This is a genomic window from Burkholderia humptydooensis (genome assembly GCF_001513745.1).
In the GTDB taxonomy this organism is placed as follows: Bacteria; Pseudomonadota; Gammaproteobacteria; order Burkholderiales; family Burkholderiaceae; genus Burkholderia; species Burkholderia humptydooensis.
This window is the reverse complement of record NZ_CP013380.1, coordinates 3,085,583-3,102,712: the sequence shown is the minus strand read 5'-3', so window position 1 is coordinate 3,102,712 and position 17,130 is coordinate 3,085,583. Positions and strand designations below refer to the sequence as shown.

At 62.5% G+C, this 17,130-nt stretch carries 11 protein-coding genes; 10 read left to right on the top strand and 1 reads right to left on the bottom strand.

Annotation, left to right across the window (positions count from 1 at the left end; translation table 11 throughout):
* Positions 1-221 precede the first annotated feature (221 nt).
* The 6 genes from AQ610_RS13805 (at position 222) to AQ610_RS36080 (ending at position 8,828) form a co-directional block, all read left to right on the top strand.
* A complete protein-coding gene (locus AQ610_RS13805) occupies positions 222-2,861 on the top strand; it encodes a type VI secretion system Vgr family protein (protein ID WP_374189316.1) in 2,640 nt (879 codons plus the stop codon).
* A gap of 19 nt (positions 2,862-2,880) precedes the next feature.
* On the top strand, positions 2,881-5,220 hold the full coding sequence (locus AQ610_RS13800) for a Tle3 family T6SS lipase effector (RefSeq protein ID WP_009911660.1): 2,340 nt from the start codon (positions 2,881-2,883) through the stop codon (positions 5,218-5,220).
* Positions 5,217-6,911 (top strand): type VI lipase adapter Tla3 domain-containing protein, encoded by a 1,695-nt coding sequence (locus AQ610_RS13795; RefSeq protein WP_080594904.1) that lies wholly within the window; start codon positions 5,217-5,219, stop codon positions 6,909-6,911. The genes AQ610_RS13800 and AQ610_RS13795 overlap by 4 nt, the downstream gene beginning before the upstream one ends.
* 425 nt (positions 6,912-7,336) lie before the next feature.
* Positions 7,337-7,600 (top strand): PAAR domain-containing protein, encoded by a 264-nt coding sequence (locus AQ610_RS31835; protein WP_009911669.1) that lies wholly within the window; start codon positions 7,337-7,339, stop codon positions 7,598-7,600.
* Positions 7,601-7,822: 222 nt separating this feature from the next.
* Entirely contained in the window at positions 7,823-8,170 is a 348-nt protein-coding gene (locus AQ610_RS13790) for a hypothetical protein (RefSeq protein ID WP_144411951.1), read from the top strand.
* A gap of 172 nt (positions 8,171-8,342) precedes the next feature.
* Positions 8,343-8,828 carry a hypothetical protein gene (locus AQ610_RS36080; protein WP_066571992.1) on the top strand — a complete coding sequence of 162 codons (486 nt, stop codon included), beginning with the start codon at positions 8,343-8,345 and terminating at the stop codon, positions 8,826-8,828.
* Positions 8,829-9,313: 485 nt separating this feature from the next.
* Here the strand turns inward: AQ610_RS36080 and AQ610_RS13780 are convergent, their stop codons facing one another.
* Positions 9,314-9,496 carry a rubredoxin gene (locus AQ610_RS13780; protein ID WP_006024969.1) on the bottom strand — a complete coding sequence of 61 codons (183 nt, stop codon included), beginning with the start codon at positions 9,494-9,496 and terminating at the stop codon, positions 9,314-9,316.
* Between the two features lie 207 nt (positions 9,497-9,703).
* On the opposite strand from AQ610_RS13780, the gene AQ610_RS13775 reads away from it, so the two are divergent.
* From AQ610_RS13775 to parC, 4 genes are all read left to right on the top strand, one after another.
* The gene (locus AQ610_RS13775) at positions 9,704-10,111 is read left to right on the top strand and encodes a DUF4399 domain-containing protein (RefSeq protein WP_006024970.1); all 408 of its coding nucleotides are present in this window, start codon (positions 9,704-9,706) and stop codon (positions 10,109-10,111) included.
* A gap of 167 nt (positions 10,112-10,278) precedes the next feature.
* Positions 10,279-12,225 (top strand): ATP-binding cassette domain-containing protein, encoded by a 1,947-nt coding sequence (locus AQ610_RS13770; RefSeq protein ID WP_009911672.1) that lies wholly within the window; start codon positions 10,279-10,281, stop codon positions 12,223-12,225.
* A gap of 205 nt (positions 12,226-12,430) precedes the next feature.
* Complete coding sequence (gene parE / locus AQ610_RS13765) at positions 12,431-14,413, top strand: DNA topoisomerase IV subunit B (RefSeq protein WP_006024972.1); 1,983 nt, start codon at positions 12,431-12,433, stop codon at positions 14,411-14,413.
* Between the two features lie 58 nt (positions 14,414-14,471).
* Positions 14,472-16,790 (top strand): DNA topoisomerase IV subunit A, encoded by a 2,319-nt coding sequence (gene parC / locus AQ610_RS13760; protein ID WP_006024973.1) that lies wholly within the window; start codon positions 14,472-14,474, stop codon positions 16,788-16,790.
* Positions 16,791-17,130: the final 340 nt, after the last annotated feature.

The window sequence follows — 17,130 nt, the reverse complement described above, 5'->3', positions numbered from 1 at the left end:
CGGCGGTTTGCCCGTCCCGACACGCGGCCCGATCGCCTGAATCCAATACGTATTCAATAAGAATTGAGAGGGCGGTTGTGTCATTAAATGGAACACTACGCAGTTTCGCGGCGGGGGCCGTCGACTGGAACAATCGGCCGGTCGCGCTGAATTTCGGCCGACTGCAAAGTACCTTGGGGCCGCTCTTGGCCCTTCAGCACGCGGGCATTCGCGAAGCGCTGATGACCGGCATCCACGGGCACCTGACCTGTGTGTCGACGCGTCACGACCTGTCGCCCCGGCTATTCCTTGGCGTGCCCGTCTCTCTGCGGCTTGTCACCGATCGCGGCCAGCTCCGCTTCATCAACGCGATTGTCAAGGACGTGCAGATCGGCCAGAGCGACGGCGAGCTGTGCATCTACCAGCTTACGGTGTGTGACGCGCTGTCGCTGATGGACAAGCGCACCAATTCGCGCGTGTTCCGCAAGACGAGCGTCGTCGACGTGCTGGCGGTCCTGTTGAACGAATGGCGGCGTCGTAGCCCGGCGCTCGCGGCGGCGTTCGAGTTCGACCTGTCCGGCCTCGACCGGAGCCGTTATCCGGCGCGCGAGCTGACCCGGCAGGTCAACGAGTCGGACGCGAAGTTCGTGCGCCGGCTGCTGCGCCGCGAGGGCATCAACGTGTTCGCGAAAGCCGGTCCCGCGAAGCCGCCGCGCAACATTCACGACGAGACGCCCGTCCATACGCTTGTGTTCTGCGACAACCCGCTGCAATTGCCGGAGGCCCCGGCGGGCACGGTGCGCCTGCACCCGCGCGACGCCGCGACCGAGCAGCGCGACACGATCACGCTGTTTGCGCTGCATCAGCAACTGATTTCCGGGCAGGCGAGCCGGCCGTCGTGGGACTACAAGCAGGGGCGTGTCCACAATTCGGCAGCGACCGCGACTATCGATCAGGGCGAAGCCGGCAACGACCTTGCGAACCTGCTGACGGACGTGGCGATCGACATTCCGCATGTCGGCGATTCGTGGGACGATCACGATCGCATTACGCGCGACCGGATGCTCGCGCATCAATTCGACGCCGAGCGCTACGACGGCGTAAGCAGTGTGCGGGATATGCCGGTCGGCCACTGGTTCACGCTGACCGGCGATGTCGATCTCGACATGCAGCCGGCCGAGAAACGGCAGTTCATGATCACGTCGGTGCATCACGAGGTCTGGAACAATCTGCCGAAGGGCTTAACGGGGCGCGTCCACGCGTTATTCGCCGCGAGCCGCAATCTGACGCAGGCCGCCCCCGCATTGCCGGCCGCATTCGAGGCAGCATCGGACACCCGCTACGAGAACGCGTTCACCTGCGTGCGGCGCGGCGTTCCGCTCACGCCCGCGTACGATCCGAAGATCGACCTGCCGCCCGTCCATCTGCTCACGGGCGTGATTGTGACGCGCAACGGCGAGGAAGTCGTGTGCGACGAACTTGGCCGGGTCTACGTGCAGATACAGGGGCTCGATGCGGGCGATCACGCGCATGCGCAGGGCGCAGGCACCAACGGCAATGCGGGCGACAGCGCCCCGATCCGTGTGGCGTCCAGTTTGGCCGGGGCGGGCTTCGGCGTATCGTTCCTGCCGCGCGTTGGCATGGAGGTTCTGCTGGGCTGTATCGCGGGCGATCCTGACCGTTTGGTGATCCTCTGTGTGCTCGGAAACGGCGTGAACACGCCCGCGACGTTCACTCATACCGGCTCGCTGCCGGGCAACCGTTTCGTGTCGGGAATCAAGACGCAGGAAATCAAGGGCCGGAAATATAACCAGCTCCGTCTCGACGATACGCCGCAGCAGATAAGTGCTCAACTTGCGAGCGAACACGCGCATACGCAATTGAATTTGGGTTATCTGACCCAGCCGCGCAACAACGGCGTCGGACAGGATCGCGGCGAAGGCGCGGAACTGCGCACGGACGCGGCCGCGGCGCTGCGGGCGGCGCAGGGCATTCTGCTGACGACCTATGCGCGCTCGCAGGCGAGCGGTGGCCAGCTCGATCGCGACGAGCTGCTGCAATTGCTCGGCGAGTGCGCCGAACTCTTCAAGTCGCTCGGCGACTACGCGGGGCAGCACGGCGGGCAGGCGGCGGATACGGCAGGGCAGACTGCCGTTGCGCAGGCGTTCAAGGGCTGGACGCCGGGGAGCGGCGCATCGGAATCGAGTAGCGTCGCAGGCGGTTCGCAGGCGTTGATGGCGTTCGGTGCGCAGGCCGGTTCAGTGAACGTGACGCCGAAGACACATGTTACTTACGCGGGCGAGAACATTGATCAGGTCGCGCAGCAGCATCTTCAGTTGATGAGCGGTCAGCGCTTTAATGCGACGGCCGGACAGGGAATGCAGTTGTTCGCGCGCGGCACTGGCGTACAGGCCGTGGCCGGTGAGGGGCCGATGTTGCTGCAGGCGCAGGCCGACACCCTGACGGCGAATGCCCAAAAGGGCGTCAAGATCGCGACGAATGAGAACGAGGTGCTTGTCACCGCACCGACGATCCGGTTCGTTGCCGAAGACGGCAGTTATATCAAGATCGGCGGTGGCGTGACGCTCGGCACGAACGGTGACATCAAGTTGCTGTCGGCGTCGCACCAGTGGGGCGGGCCGTCGACGGAGCAGGCTTCGAAAACATCCTTCACGAACCAGCCGACCGACCAGCAGTTCCGTTTGCACTTCCCTGGGCATACGCCGGAAACGCCGGCGCTGGCGGCTAACCAGCAATATCGCATCGCGCTCAACGACGGTCGGATCATCGAAGGGAAGTCGGATGCCAGTGGGCTGACGGATCTGGTGAAGGACGACGTGATGCGCATCGCCAAGATCGATATCTTGAAGCCGTCGCTCTGAAACGACAGGGGAGAATTCTGTGGCCGAGACCAACAACGACTATCGTGTGCATGCGCAGGGCGCTGGCGTCACGATTTCGGATCGACCGGATGCTCGCAACGTGCAGCTGCCTGGTGATCTGCCGGGCATCGTGATCTTTATTCACGGGGTGAACGATCCGGGTGCCGTGTATTCCGTTGTCGAGCAAGGGCTGTGTCAAGGGCTCAATGAGCGCTTGTCACGGACTGATTTGAAGGAGGGTAGCTACGGCGCCCTTTATCAACGAGCAAAGACTCAAAACAATCCGAGCAAGCGGCAAGCGGAGATTTTGTCCGATCCTGATATGTATCTATATCAGCGTGCCGAACTTCCCAATATCACGAAAAGTTTTTTTATTCCGTTCTATTGGGGGTTGCGTGCCGACAATCGGGATATTGCCAAATTGAATAACCCCGGCATCATCAAGAGTCGGGTGGCAGACGATCGCGGCAACCTTATGACACGTGGCCAGTATCAGGATGTCAACGGAAATCGGCTCGATGCACACTTTGCAAAGGCCGGCGGATTCTTTGCCAACGCAACCAACAACATCCCGCAGATGTACGGTCGAGGTTTCGAGCCGGACTTGAAAACGCGCCTTGTGATGCGCAACGCAGTGGCTGGGAACAGCGTGTTCGCGGGCAAAGCGCCTGATCGGCGCTATTTCGTACTGGCAGCGACGCGACTGGCGAACCTCATCAAGACGATTCGCACAATCCAGCCGAAGGCGTTGGCCTCTGAGCATGGCATAGACCCTCGGCATGAAACCATTACAGTGTTGGGCCACAGTCAGGGGACGATCATTACCCTGCTGGCACAGGCGATTCTTAAGCAACAGGGGCAGCGTTGCGTTGATTGCATCATCATGGTGGACACACCCTACAGCCTCTACGCAACGGAAGACGACGGCAACCAGACCGGCCACGGAAAGCTGAAAACGCTGATCGATATCGTCAATGTGGTTACGAGCGAGCCGCATACCGTTCCCGATCTGGCAGACCTGCTGATCACTGCGGAGCAATCAAGTGGTCGAGCAGGCGCGAACTGGAGCAAGACCTGCGGAAAGCGACTGGACAAGAACGGTAAGAACTGGGTTACGTTCGACGAGCGAGACAATCGCGGCAAGGTGTATCTGTACTTTTGCCCTGAAGATACGGTGGTAGGGCTTAAGAAAGTGCGCGGGATCGGAACGTTTGGTGTGCCTGATGAAGTGCCTGCTGATGGAGCTGCCGCCAAACATGGTAAGACCATGCAGGCCATGACGGCCCTTGCGCCCAAGCGTTTCCACCAGCGCATGTGGACGCGGATGGAGCGCGATGATAACGGCAATGGCAAGTTCAAGAAGGTGCTGGTCGGCACATCACCTGCGCGGGTGCCCGTGCGCGACCGGTTCGAGCGACTTACACCTGGACCTGATACGGATGGAACCATGTTGGGCACGGTGCTTGAATCGAGCAAGAATGCTGCTCTGCAGGCGTCATTTACTCGTAACGATATCCGTTTTATTAACGGTGAGGAACTGAAGCCGCCGTGCGAACCCGACTTGTACGGTGGCGAAATCAAGAAAGGTGGTCCACGTCCCGGCCACGCCGACGCGGCCGGGATGATGACGCCAGACGATGTCACGAAGGATGTTTCGTTGGGCAATCAATACGCGTCATTCAAATGGATTACCGTCGAGACGACGCGTAATCCGCTGGCTAGCATCGAGTCTTACAAGACTGCTTTCAATCAGGGCAAGGCGATCGACGGTCAGTCGCAGAATTGGCGGGTGGTCCCGGACACATCTGCGACCTCAATGATCAAGAACGCATTGCTTCCGATCGTTCCGCCGCAGTATCTCATTCAACGAGAGCAAACCCCGAATGAAGCTCGTCTGGACATGCAGCAGAATCCGGACGCTCGAGAACCCAACAATTACCATTCGGGTGTGCTGCACAGCACGGAGAATCATCGGTGGGTGACCGCGATGGACGTCGCGATTGGTCAGGCCGTCACGCTCGATGATCCGGTTTGGCGCGAATTGCTGATCCTGATGGCGGACTGGAAAATGGTTCCGGCGTCACTCGCCAAGATTAAAAAAAATGCAAATTATGATCGTCTTGATTCCAAGATGCAGGATTTTATTCAAGCCTGTTCCGACTATTATATGTACGGGACTTTTCCTGATGCGCACGTGTCTTCGACTCCGCCGCCATTGGTAACCAGTGAATTGACATCAGCGGCCATCGCTGCACAAGAGAAGGCTCAGGCCGAGTACTACAAACAAGAGGCGCAGAAAGCCCAGATGATGTATGGGAATAAGACGCTCGGGGAAGTATTCCAGGGGATGCCGCGATGATCGCGAGACCGCGAATTTGGCCGTATGCTGCCGCGTTTTTTGTGGTGGCGATAATCTGGACTATCTTTGTGATGGCGCGACACTACAGTTATTGGCAAACGACAGGGCAGGAGATGCCGCAAATGGGAAGTAGCATTCGGAATGGCGTGCTAGTGATCTTGGCTTTGATCGCCTTGGCGTACGCCGCGAGCGTCGCGTGGTTGCATCGATCTCCGATGGCGACTGCTGGCACATCCGACCGTCCGGTTCCGGGCAATCAAGAGAGCAGTGCAGTCGTAGCGCACGGCTGCAACGGCTCTTCCACGATGTTGTCACAGGCCGGACAAAAGTACGTGCTTGAGGTTCGTGGAATGGGGATCGTGGTTGGTGAATATGCCGACGAGGAAATCTGGCGCGAGATCGAAAAAAAGGCTGACAACCACGCATCGTATGTATCGGCAAATCCGGAAGACTATCCGGATAGTGACGATATCCGGATGGCTGATCTTGGTGTGTCAACTACTTTGTCATTCAAGGAAGGCGGTCGTCATGCCGTCGAATACTGGCCGGTGCCAACCATTGTCTGGGGACCACCAAAAGACAAGCGGAATGATTTTCGTGCGGCAAAGAATATTGCTGATGGCAGGCAAAAAGCGAGTCTTGGTGTGACGCTTTTCCTGTGGGAGGCGGACGCTAATACTAGCGATGGCGCGGCAATGATCGAGAAGCTGTTCGCGTTCTTCGACTCGCATCCAGACGTACCGGCTGCCTTGGTGGTCAGTCAGGACGGGTCGATGCTGCGCTCGCTTCTTGTTGCGCCTGGTAGTGGCGGAACATCTCGCGCGGGACACATCATTCCCGAACTGCCGGATAGTATGGGCGCCATCCTCGTGTCCCGTTCGGATCGAGTGGACAAACTTATTCGTCCGTACGCCGTCGAGCAGACTGCGCAGATCGATCGGAACAGTACCGAATACGACATCATCAAGCTGTGGAATTTCTTTTGGGAGCAGAACGACGGCCGCGGCCCTGACAGCTTCACAGCGCATTACATCGAGCAGGAAAAGCAGGCTGGCGTTCTGTATCCGGGAGCGATTGGCGTGATGTCGTCTACGTGGTGGCAGGCGAAATTGCCGGCGTTCTGGAAAACCATCGACAACAAAGGGCCGGGTCAGTTCACGCCAACGCCGTATATTCCAGTGCGCTGGACGACGTGGCAGGTCAAGCAATTCGACGATGCACCTTTGCTCGGATATCTCCATCGTCCGGTTGATGTAAAGCTGACCGACGATCACGGACAACCGCTCAAGACTGTGGCTCAGGCGGCAGCGCTAAAAGCGGGGTGGGAGCAGGCCGTCGCAACGTTGCCAGGCGGGAAGGAGCCGAAACGCGTGTTTTACGATACGACTGGCGATCGCCTATGGGCTGTCCCATTGAATCAGGCGCTCGCGCAAGCAGGCGCGGCTGCCCCGAGCCTGAGCGACGTCAAGGATGGTTACGATATCGGTGCTCGCATTGGCAACACCGGTGTGAGTTCGCCACTTGTACAGATCGGTTTGGGACTGATTGCAGGCTATCAGGATGGCGGAGCGAGTGCGACCGTCAACCGGCGCCCTAATGGTACAGCGAGCATCATCATGGTTAGCCCGCCCGACGCGACGAGTAAAGCAGCGTGGGCTCAAGCGAACAACGGCGCGAATCCGTTCAAATGATGGCTATATCGTGAACTCCATGAAAGAGCGCGACCGTCAGATCCAATCCACAAATGCGAAACCTGACGACGTTCGGGAATGGATGCTGCCTTCGCCAGGCGTTCTGTCTTGTTTATGGCGACCTTCCTCGGCTTTGGGATTTTGGAGTTTGCGCGGGGTTGATTCATGGCATGGCCGGTGCCAACGGTGCAGATTGGTGGTGGGTATGGACCTTTCGAAGCACGGCGTTGTTGCTTGTGCTTCGCATGCGTGCATGCCTTTATCACATCGCCTTGGGAAATGCGCGGTCCTGGATGCCGAGGCTATGTAATCAACAGCGTTGCACTGATGGCGGGCATAGTTTTCCTCGTCTGGACGGGACCGGAAGTAGTCGCGGCGGCGTTCGATTCTCGGCATGGTTTTGAGTAACTTCGGAGAGTAAGTCGATGAGAGGCGTGATTCGAGTGGGCGATTCGACGGATCATGGTTGTCAGGTTGTCAAGACTGGTAGCGAACGATCCGTGGTGATGGGGCGCGCAGTTGCTCGGGTCGGCGATCGCTGTACTTGTCAGTCGGGGCTTGGCGAATGCGAAATTCTTGAAGGTGATGAGCATGTTCAGATTGACGGACGGGCGGTTGCCTTCGACGGTCACAGGACGTCATGTGGGGGCGTTTTGATTTCATCGATGCCGACATCTGGTCGAATTTAGGCTGCTGTATTGAGGAGGTCATCCGACTCGCGGTGAGCAAAGGAGCTTTGTCGGCAGAGTCGATTGATGATGGTGAGTAGAGAAACAGAATCTGGCATGTAAGGATGCGGAGGTTGAGCGCCGAGGTAGGTCTCGCGTGGATCCGTTGGGCGCTTGCAGATGCAGACCTAGCGGTGCTGTTGGTCAACTGCTTTACCTGCAAAAAATGTGAATAGGTCTCCTATGATTAATCCCTCAGATTTGGAGAGTGCTGGTTCTGGACCTTCATATGGTGCAATCAAGCTTGCGATTGCCACCCTCATTGGATTGTGGCTTCCGTGGATTGGGTTCGCGTACTGGTACGTGGAGGTCGGCGGATTTCACAGCGGAATTTTCGTATCGGGCGCCATGGAGTTTCTTGGATTCATGCTCGCCACGTGGGTGGTGACGCCACTCTTTACGTTGATTTACATCGTCTATGCGAGACGCTCGGTGCTTCGCAACGCATATGATCAAGCAATGTTTGTCATTGAGTCGTTGGTTCTGGTTGGGATGTGGGCGTTCATAGGAATGCCATTCATCGGCCATTAGATCGAAACGCGTGCTTCTTCGCCGACGGCCTCGGTCGGATTCTAGTGGGCTCGATCTCCATCGTGTTTGGGGTTGCCGACGTGGCAGTTTTCAAACGAATTTTAATATTCAGGGATCTGTCTCCCGGGGCGATGCGGCTTCGAACGCGCGCAGATTCGTCACGTAGGTGCGTATGAAACTCAGAAATGGTTGGCTCTTCGTTGGCATCCCTTTGGCGCTCTATTTCCTGATGTGGGAACACGCGGGGCCTTGGGTCTTTCCCCGGCACCTGACGTTACGGGTAGTCGCGGGAGAAGGACACCCTTTATCTGGAGCAGATGTCAAGGTCTACCAAACGACATGGCGGATGCCGTGCATCTCGTCATTCGGATTGTCTGGGGCCTCCTGCAATCAATATGATTCGACTGCCTTCGATGGTACGCTCGATCGACATGGAGAAGCGCGCATCTGGGCGACCACGGCTGTGGCGTTCAATGGTGAGCCCTATATCGTGTGTATCGAAGGCAAAGAGTACGAAGCCGATTTCGCGGTTGCGGAGTGGCCAACTGACCCCGCCGTCTCAGTCGTAACGTTGGACTACAAGGACATGCGACTTGTTCGCGAGCAGTGCTCGCCTTTCACCAAGAAACAGCCCACGCCTGAGTGGTGGAACGGCTAGTCTCGGCGCTATAGCGGCCGACCGTTCCAGAAATTGCTGGCGTATGTTTCAAGCGTAGCTTTGAGATCAACGCCCTGTTAGATACGGCGCAGGCACTGCTGCATCATTGGGCGCTGCAAGTTGCTTTGCAACCGAATAGCGGGATCGATCCCCGGAAGCACGAAAGCCCGCATCGAGCAGGCTTTTTTGTGTGCTACAAATTTGCTACAGCAAGGGGCTGGAACCTTGTTGGAAAAGCCTCGCGCTTATCATTCCATCCCCTGAACTACGGGGAGCGGATAGGATTCGCCAAACGGAAACAAGCTTCGAATCGGAATCGCTTTATCGAGCTTGTCCGGCCGCTCGATTCGATCTTACTTCGATGCGATTCGAGCGCGCCGCCCGTCGGTCGACGCATGGCGAGGGCAGAGTATAGCAAAGACGTTTTGCGCAACGTCCGCCTTCGCGTCGCGGCGACCGGATCGCCGGCCTCGGAATCGCCTGCCTCAGAACTCCACGACGACGAAATCTTCCTTGCCGACATCGCACAGCGGGCAGCGCCAGCCGTCCGGAATGTCGGCGAAGCGGGTGCCGGCCGCGATGCCTTCGTCGGGCAAACCTTCTGCTTCGTTATAGACCCAGCCGCAAATCAGGCAGACCCAGCTCTTGTATTCGACCACTTCGCTCATGTTGCGCTCTTGAGGAACCATTGCAATCGGCGTCGCCCGATCGCGCGAACGCGGCACATCGAGCGGCGAAAGGCGCAATGGTACCGGATTTGTCGCGTCCGCCCGCTTTCCCGCGCCCCCGCCGCCCGCTCCAAACCCACAACCCACGACGCGCCGCCCGCTCGCAGTGTATGCTTCGATGGCCTTTCAACCCAAAAGGAGAGAGCGATGTTCTACAACAAATGGCTGGCCGGCGTGTTCGCCGCGGCCGCGCTTTTCGCGTCCGCCTCGGCGCACGCGGAAGCGAGGGTGTACTTCGTCGAGCCGACCGACGGCGCGTCCGTCACGAACCCCGTCCACGTGAAATTCGGTCTCGAAGGCGACATCGTGCTTCGGCCCGCGGGCGACATGACGCCCCACACCGGCCATCACCACCTGCTGATCGACGGCAAGCCGGTGGCGAGGGGCGACGTGATTCCCGTCAACGATCAATCGCTGCATTTCGGCAAGCCCCAGACCGAGACGGATGTGAGGCTGCCGCCCGGTAAGCACACGCTGACGCTGCAGTTCGGCGATGGCGCGCACCGCTCGTACGGCCCGGAGATGAGCCGGACCATTACGGTCAACGTCAAGTAGGTCATTGGGCTGGCGAGGACCGCGCAAGGTTCCCGCCAGCCCGCGCCGCCGGCCGTCTCGCGCGGCCCGGCGTCTCGTGTTTCGCGTCAGGCCATTGTGCCGTATCGGCGTCGTGCGCCGCCCCCGGTACAATGAGCGCTTCCGTTTTTTTCTCCGCCGTCTTCCCCATGTCGCTTTATTCCATCACCGGCGCGCAACTCGCGTTCGGCCACGTCGCGCTGCTCGATCACGCGGATTTCTCGCTCGAAGCCGGCGAGCGCGTCGGGCTCATCGGCCGCAACGGCGCCGGCAAGTCGTCGCTGCTCAAGATCGTCGCCGACCTGGCGAAGCCCGACGACGGGCTCGTCACGCGGCAGCAGAATCTCGTGACGGTCTACGTGCCGCAGGAGCCGGAATTCGTTGCCGGGCAGACGGTGTTCGATGCCGTCGCGTCGGGGCTGACCGGCACGCGCGCGCTGCTCGCCGAATACGACGAGATCGTGCACCGGCTCGCGGATACGTCCGAAGGCGCCGAGCACGACGCGCTGCTCGCGCGGATGAACGCGCTGCAATCGTCGCTCGACGCGGCGGACGCATGGAACTGGCGCACGCGCGTCGCCACGACGCTCGCGCAGATCGGGCTCGACGGCGACTCGAAGATCGATGCGCTGTCGGGCGGGATGCAGAAGCGCGCGGCGCTCGCGCGCGCGCTCGTCGTGCAGCCGGACGTGCTGCTCCTCGACGAGCCGACCAACCATCTCGATTTCGACGGCATCCGGTGGCTCGAGGAACTGCTCGTCTCGCAGCGCGCGGGCCTCTTCTTCATCACGCACGACCGCGCGTTCCTCGATCGCGTCGCAACGCGCATCGTCGAGCTCGACCGCGGCCGCCTGCTGTCGTATCCGGGCAACTTCTCCGCGTATCAGACGCGCAAGGCGCAGCAGCTCGAAGTCGAGCGCGTCGAGAACGAGAAGTTCGACAAGCTGCTCGCGCAGGAGGAGGTGTGGATCCGCAAGGGCGTCGAGGCGCGGCGCACGCGAAGCGTCGGCCGCGTCGCGCGGCTCGAGCAGATGCGCCGCGAGCGCGCGGAGCGCCGCAACGCGCAGGGCAACGTGAGGCTCGACGTCGCGCAGGGCGAGAAGTCGGGCCGGATCGTCGCGGAGCTGGCCGACGTGACGAAGCGCTATGGCGAGCGCACGGTCGTCGACCGTTTCTCGACGACAGTGATGCGCGGCGACAAGATCGGCTTCATCGGCCCGAACGGCGCGGGCAAGACGACGCTGCTCAAGCTGATCCTAGGCGAGCTGAAGCCCGATGCGGGCACGGTGCGCACCGGCACGAACCTGCAGGTCGCGTACTTCGACCAGATGCGCGCGCAGCTCGATCCGGAAAAAAGCCTCGGCGACACGATCAGCCCCGGCAGCGAATGGGTCGAGATCGGCGGCGTGCGCAAGCACGTGATGAGCTACCTCGGCGACTTCCTGTTCGCGCCCGAGCGCGCGCGCTCGCCCGTCAAGTCGCTGTCGGGCGGCGAGCGCAACCGGCTGCTGCTCGCGCGCCTGTTCGCGCGGCCGGCGAACGTGCTCGTGCTCGACGAGCCGACCAACGACCTCGACATCCCGACGCTCGAGCTGCTCGAAGAATTGCTGACCGACTACGACGGCACGGTGCTGCTCGTCAGCCACGACCGCGCGTTTCTCGACAATGTCGTCACGTCGGTGATCGCGTCGGAGGGCAACGGCCGGTGGCGCGAATACGTCGGCGGCTTCACCGACTGGCAGATCCAGCGCGAGCGCGCGCAGCGGATCTCGGACGAGGAGGCGGCCAAGCGCGCGGCGAAGGAGCCCGCGAGCGCGGCGGACGATGCGCCGAAGGGCGCGGCGGGCCGCAACGCGCAGCGCACGGTCAAGCTGTCGTTCAACGAGCAGCGCGAGCTCGACGCGCTGCCTGAGCGGATCGCGGCGCTCGAGGCCGAGCAGAAGGCAATTTCCGCGCAGCTCGAGGACGGCTCGATCTTCTCGAAGGACGCGCAGGAGGGCGCGCGCCTGACCGAGCGCTTCGCGGCGCTCGACGACGAGCTGCTCGCGGCGCTGGAGCGCTGGGAGGCGCTCGAAGCGAAACGCAAGCCTTCATGAGCCCGCCGTTGCGGAACCAGTAAAATACGCCGCGTTCCGGGCGGCGTGCCGCGCAGCCGTCGCGCGCGGCGCGCCGCCCACTTTCGAAGCAGTGCGAGCACGCCATTGTTTCGACTCGGATTTTTATCGAATTCAACGTTTTGTCCACGACGTTATCCACACGAGCTGGGGATAACGTCAAGGTGAATGACGAACCTGAGCTTCTATGTCCACGAAAAAGCCCGCAGCGGCCTATAGCGAAGCATCGATCAAGGTGCTGAAGGGCCTTGAGCCCGTCAAGCAGCGGCCCGGCATGTACACGCGCACCGAGAATCCGCTGCACATCATCCAGGAAGTGATCGACAACGCGTCCGACGAAGCGTTGGGCGGTTTCGGCAGGCAGATCACGGTCACGCTGCACCCCGACCAGTCGGTGTCCGTCGAGGACGACGGGCGCGGCATCCCGTTCGGGCTGCATCCGGAAGAGAAGGTGCCCGTCGTCGAGATCGTGTTCACGCGGCTGCACGCCGGCGGCAAGTTCGACAAGGCGAAGGGCGGCGCGTACACGTTCTCGGGCGGCCTGCACGGCGTCGGCGTGTCGGTGACGAACGCGCTCGCGACGCGCCTCGACGTGACCGTCTGGCGCGACGGCAAGATCGCGCAGCTCGGCTTCGCCGACGGCGACGTCGTCAAGCCGCTCGCGACGCAAGGCGCGGGCCGCGGCGAGAAGAAATCCGGCACGCGCGTGACCGTGTGGCCGAATCCGAAATACTTCGATTCGCCGAACCTGCCGCTCGGAGAACTGCAGCGGCTGCTGCGCTCGAAGGCGGTGCTGCTGCCGGGCGTCGAGGTCGTGCTCGTCAACGAGAAGACGGGCGAGCGGCAGAGCTGGAAATACGACGACGGCCTGCGCGGCTACCTGCTCGACGAGATGAACGGCAGCGAGCTCCTGATCCCGCTCTTCGAGGGCGAGCGCTTTGCCGATTCGCGCACGGGCGACGACACGTTCGCCGAGGGCGAGGGCGCGTCGTGGGTCGTCGCGTGGAGCGAGGAAGGCTCGCTCGCGCGCGAGTCGTACGTGAACCTGATTCCGACGCCCGCGGGCGGCACGCACGAATCCGGCCTGCGCGACGGCCTCTATCAGGCGGTGAAGAGCTTCGTCGAGCTGCACAACCTGCAGCCGAAGGGCGTGAAGCTGCTCGCGGAGGACGTGTTCGCGCGCGTGTCTTTCGTGCTGTCGGCGAAGGTGCTTGATCCGCAGTTCCAGGGGCAGATCAAGGAGCGCCTGAACAGCCGCGACGCTGTGAAGCTCGTGTCGTCGTTCACGCGCCCGGCGCTCGAGCTGTGGCTGAACCAGCACGTCGAGCACGGCAAGAAGCTCGCCGAACTCGTGATCAAGCAGGCGCAGGCGCGCACGCGCGCGGGCCAGAAGATCGAGAAGAAGAAGAGCTCCGGCGTCGCGGTGCTGCCCGGCAAGCTGACCGACTGCGAGACCGAGGACATCGCGCGCAACGAGCTGTTCCTCGTCGAGGGCGATTCGGCGGGCGGCTCCGCGAAGATGGGCCGCGACAAGGAATACCAGGCGATCCTGCCGCTGCGCGGCAAGGTGCTCAACACGTGGGAGACCGAGCGCGACCGCCTGTTCGCGAACAACGAGGTGCACGACATCTCGGTGGCGATCGGCGTCGATCCGCACGGCCCGGACGACAGCGTGGACGTGTCGAACCTGCGCTACGGCAAGATCTGCATCCTGTCGGATGCGGACGTCGACGGCGCGCACATCCAGGTGCTGCTGCTCACGCTGTTCTTCAAGCATTTCCCGCAACTGATCGAGCGCGGCCACGTGTTCGTCGCGCGGCCGCCGCTCTTCCGGGTCGACGCGCCCGCGCGCGGCAAGAAGCCCGCGCAGAAGCTCTACGCGCTCGACGACGGCGAGCTCGAGGCGATCCTCGACAAGCTGCGCAAGGACGGCGTGCGCGAATCGCAATGGACCATCAGCCGCTTCAAGGGCCTGGGCGAAATGAGCGCCGAGCAATTGTGGGACACGACGATGAACCCCGACACGCGCCGCCTGATGCCCGTCGCGCTCGGCGAGCTCGACTTCGAGGCGACGGTCGCGCGGATGACGATGCTGATGGGCAAGGGCGAAGCCGCCGCGCGCCGCAACTGGCTCGAGGAAAAGGGCAACGAAGTCGAAGCGGATATCTGAGCGCGGCCGGGCGCGCGCCCGGCTACGCACGCATCGCATATACGGACACGAAATCTAGATGGACGACAACACTCCCGATCTTTTCGCCGAGCCGGCGGCGCCCGAGGGCGATTTCCTGACGCTCGGCCGCTACGCGGAGCGCCAGTATCTCGACTACGCGGTGAGCGTCGTCAAGGGGCGCGCGCTGCCCGACGTCAGCGACGGCCAGAAGCCCGTGCAGCGCCGGATTCTCTACGCGATGAACGAGATGGGCCTCGGCGACAACGCGAAGCCCGTGAAGTCCGCGCGCGTCGTCGGCGACGTGCTCGGCAAGTACCACCCGCACGGCGACCAGTCCGCGTACGACGCGCTCGTGCGTCTCGCGCAGGACTTTTCGATGCGCTATCCGCTGATCGACGGCCAGGGCAACTTCGGCTCGCGCGACGGCGACGGCGCGGCGGCGATGCGTTACACCGAGGCGCGTCTCACGCCGATCGCGAAGCTGCTCCTCGACGAGATCGACGAGGGCACCGTCGACTTCATGCCGAACTACGACGGCTCGTTCGACGAGCCGAAGCTCTTGCCGGGCCGGCTGCCGTTCGTGCTGCTGAACGGTGCGTCGGGGATCGCGGTCGGTCTCGCGACCGAGATCCCGTCGCACAACCTGCGCGAAGTCGCGGCCGCCGCGGTCGCGCTGATCCGCCATCCTGCGTTGCCGCACGCGGAGCTGATGCAGCTCGTGCCGGGGCCGGACTTCCCGGGCGGCGGCCAGATCATTTCGAGCGACGCGGAGATTTCCGCCGCATACGAAACCGGCCGCGGCAGCCTGAAGGTGCGCGCGCGCTGGAAGATCGAGGATCTCGCACGCGGCCAGTGGCAGCTCGTCGTCACCGAATTGCCGCCGAACACGTCGTGCCAGAAGGTGCTCGAGGAGATCGAGGAGCTGACGAACCCGAAGCTCAAGGCGGGCAAGAAGACGCTCACGCAGGAGCAGATCAACACGAAGAAGGCGATGCTCGACCTGCTCGACGCGGTGCGCGACGAATCGGGCAAGGACGCGCCCGTGCGGCTCGTGTTCGAGCCGAAGACGCGCACGATCGACCAGACCGAATTCGTCAATTCGCTGCTCGCGCACACGAGCCTCGAATCGAACGCGGCGCTCAATCTCGTGATGATCGGCGAGGACGGGCGGCCCGCGCAGAAGGGGCTCGCGTCGATCCTCGGCGAATGGGTGCGGTTCCGCCAGGCCACCGTCACGCGGCGCTGCCGTCACCGGCTCGGCAAGGTCAACGACCGGATCCACATCCTCGAAGGGCGGATGATCGTCTTTTTGAACATCGACGAGGTGATCCGCATCATCCGCGAGTCGGACGAGCCGAAGGCCGCGCTCATCAGCGCGTTCGGCCTCACCGAGCGGCAGGCCGACGACATTCTCGAAATCCGGCTGCGCCAGTTGGCGCGGCTCGAGAAGATCAAGATCGAGAAGGAGCTGGAGGAGCTGCGCGCGGAGAAGGCGAAGCTCGAAGAGCTGCTCGCGAACGAAAGCGCGATGAAGCGGCTGATGATCAAGGAGATCGAGACCGATGCGAAGCAGTACGGCGACGAGCGCCGCACGCTGATCCAGCAGGAAAAGCGCGCGACGTTCGAGGCGAAGGTGGTCGACGAGCCGGTGACGGTCGTGGTGTCGCAGAAGGGCTGGGTGCGCGCGCTGAAGGGCCACGGACTCGATCCGGCGAGCTTCTCGTTCAAGGCGGGCGACGGCCTGTATGCGGCGTTCCAGTGCCGCACGCCCGACACGCTGATCGCGTGGGGCAGCACGGGCCGCGTGTATTCGGTGTCCGTCCAGGTGCTGCCGGGCGGGCGTGGCGACGGCGTGCCCGTCACGTCGCTGATCGAGCTCGAGTCGGGCTCGCATCTGCTGCACTACTTCGCGGCGCCCGCCGAGCAGCCGCTCTTGCTCGCGTCGAGCAACGGCTTCGGCTTCGTCGCGAAGGTGGGCGACATGGTGAGCCGCGTGAAGGCGGGCAAATCGTTCATGACGATCGATGCGGGCGCGGCGCCGCTCGCGCCGATGCCGGTGCTGCCGGATGCTGCGCAGGTCGCGTGCCTGTCGAGCGGCGGGCGCCTGCTCGTGTTCGGCATGGACGAGATGAAGGCGCTTTCGGGCGGCGGGCGCGGCGTGATCCTGATGGCGCTCGACGCGAAGGAGACGCTCGTGCAGGCGCTCGCGATCAATGCGGCGGGCGTCGTGCTGACGGGCACGGGCCGCGGCGGCAAGGCGCAGGAAGAGGCGCTCGCGGGGCGCGCGCTCGAACCGCACGTCGGCAAGCGGGCGCGCAAGGGCCGCGCGCCGGATACCCGGCTGAAGGTGAGCGGGCTGCGTCCGGTGCTCGACTGAGCTTTGCCGGGCTCGCCGGGCCCCGCTGACGGGCGTGAGCGGGCGGCCCGAACGGGCTGCCGGCCGCGCGGACGTCGGGGCGCGCGGCGCGGCGGCGGGGCCTTTTTCGCGATGCGCGCGCGTCGGGAAGCGAGTGCCGGCACAGGCGTTCGGAATTTTCCGGACGCAGGCGATTCGGCGATTCGTCGATCCGCGGTTCGAGCGCCGTTCGTCGGATCGCTGGCATCGGTTGAGTTTGTGGTTCGCAGCAATGACGAGTACGTTGCGGGCGAACGGCGAACCGCCACTGGTCTTCGTTCGTTATCCTTTTCGAACGAGCGGGGCGAGGGCAATGCGTGCT

What these genes read in the sequence shown, in the direction of transcription:
- AQ610_RS13805 (WP_374189316.1), top strand. Translation starts at nt 222, where the DNA reads ATGACCGGCATCCACGGGCACCTGACCTGTGTGTCGACGCGTCACGAC.
- AQ610_RS13795 (WP_080594904.1), top strand. Translation starts at nt 5,217, where the DNA reads ATGATCGCGAGACCGCGAATTTGGCCGTATGCTGCCGCGTTTTTTGTG.
- AQ610_RS31835 (WP_009911669.1), top strand. Translation starts at nt 7,337, where the DNA reads ATGAGAGGCGTGATTCGAGTGGGCGATTCGACGGATCATGGTTGTCAG.
- AQ610_RS13790 (WP_144411951.1), top strand. Translation starts at nt 7,823, where the DNA reads ATGATTAATCCCTCAGATTTGGAGAGTGCTGGTTCTGGACCTTCATAT.
- AQ610_RS36080 (WP_066571992.1), top strand. Translation starts at nt 8,343, where the DNA reads ATGAAACTCAGAAATGGTTGGCTCTTCGTTGGCATCCCTTTGGCGCTC.
- AQ610_RS13780 (WP_006024969.1), bottom strand. Translation starts at nt 9,496, where the DNA reads ATGAGCGAAGTGGTCGAATACAAGAGCTGGGTCTGCCTGATTTGCGGC.
- AQ610_RS13775 (WP_006024970.1), top strand. Translation starts at nt 9,704, where the DNA reads ATGTTCTACAACAAATGGCTGGCCGGCGTGTTCGCCGCGGCCGCGCTT.
- AQ610_RS13770 (WP_009911672.1), top strand. Translation starts at nt 10,279, where the DNA reads ATGTCGCTTTATTCCATCACCGGCGCGCAACTCGCGTTCGGCCACGTC.
- parE (WP_006024972.1), top strand. Translation starts at nt 12,431, where the DNA reads ATGTCCACGAAAAAGCCCGCAGCGGCCTATAGCGAAGCATCGATCAAG.
- parC (WP_006024973.1), top strand. Translation starts at nt 14,472, where the DNA reads ATGGACGACAACACTCCCGATCTTTTCGCCGAGCCGGCGGCGCCCGAG.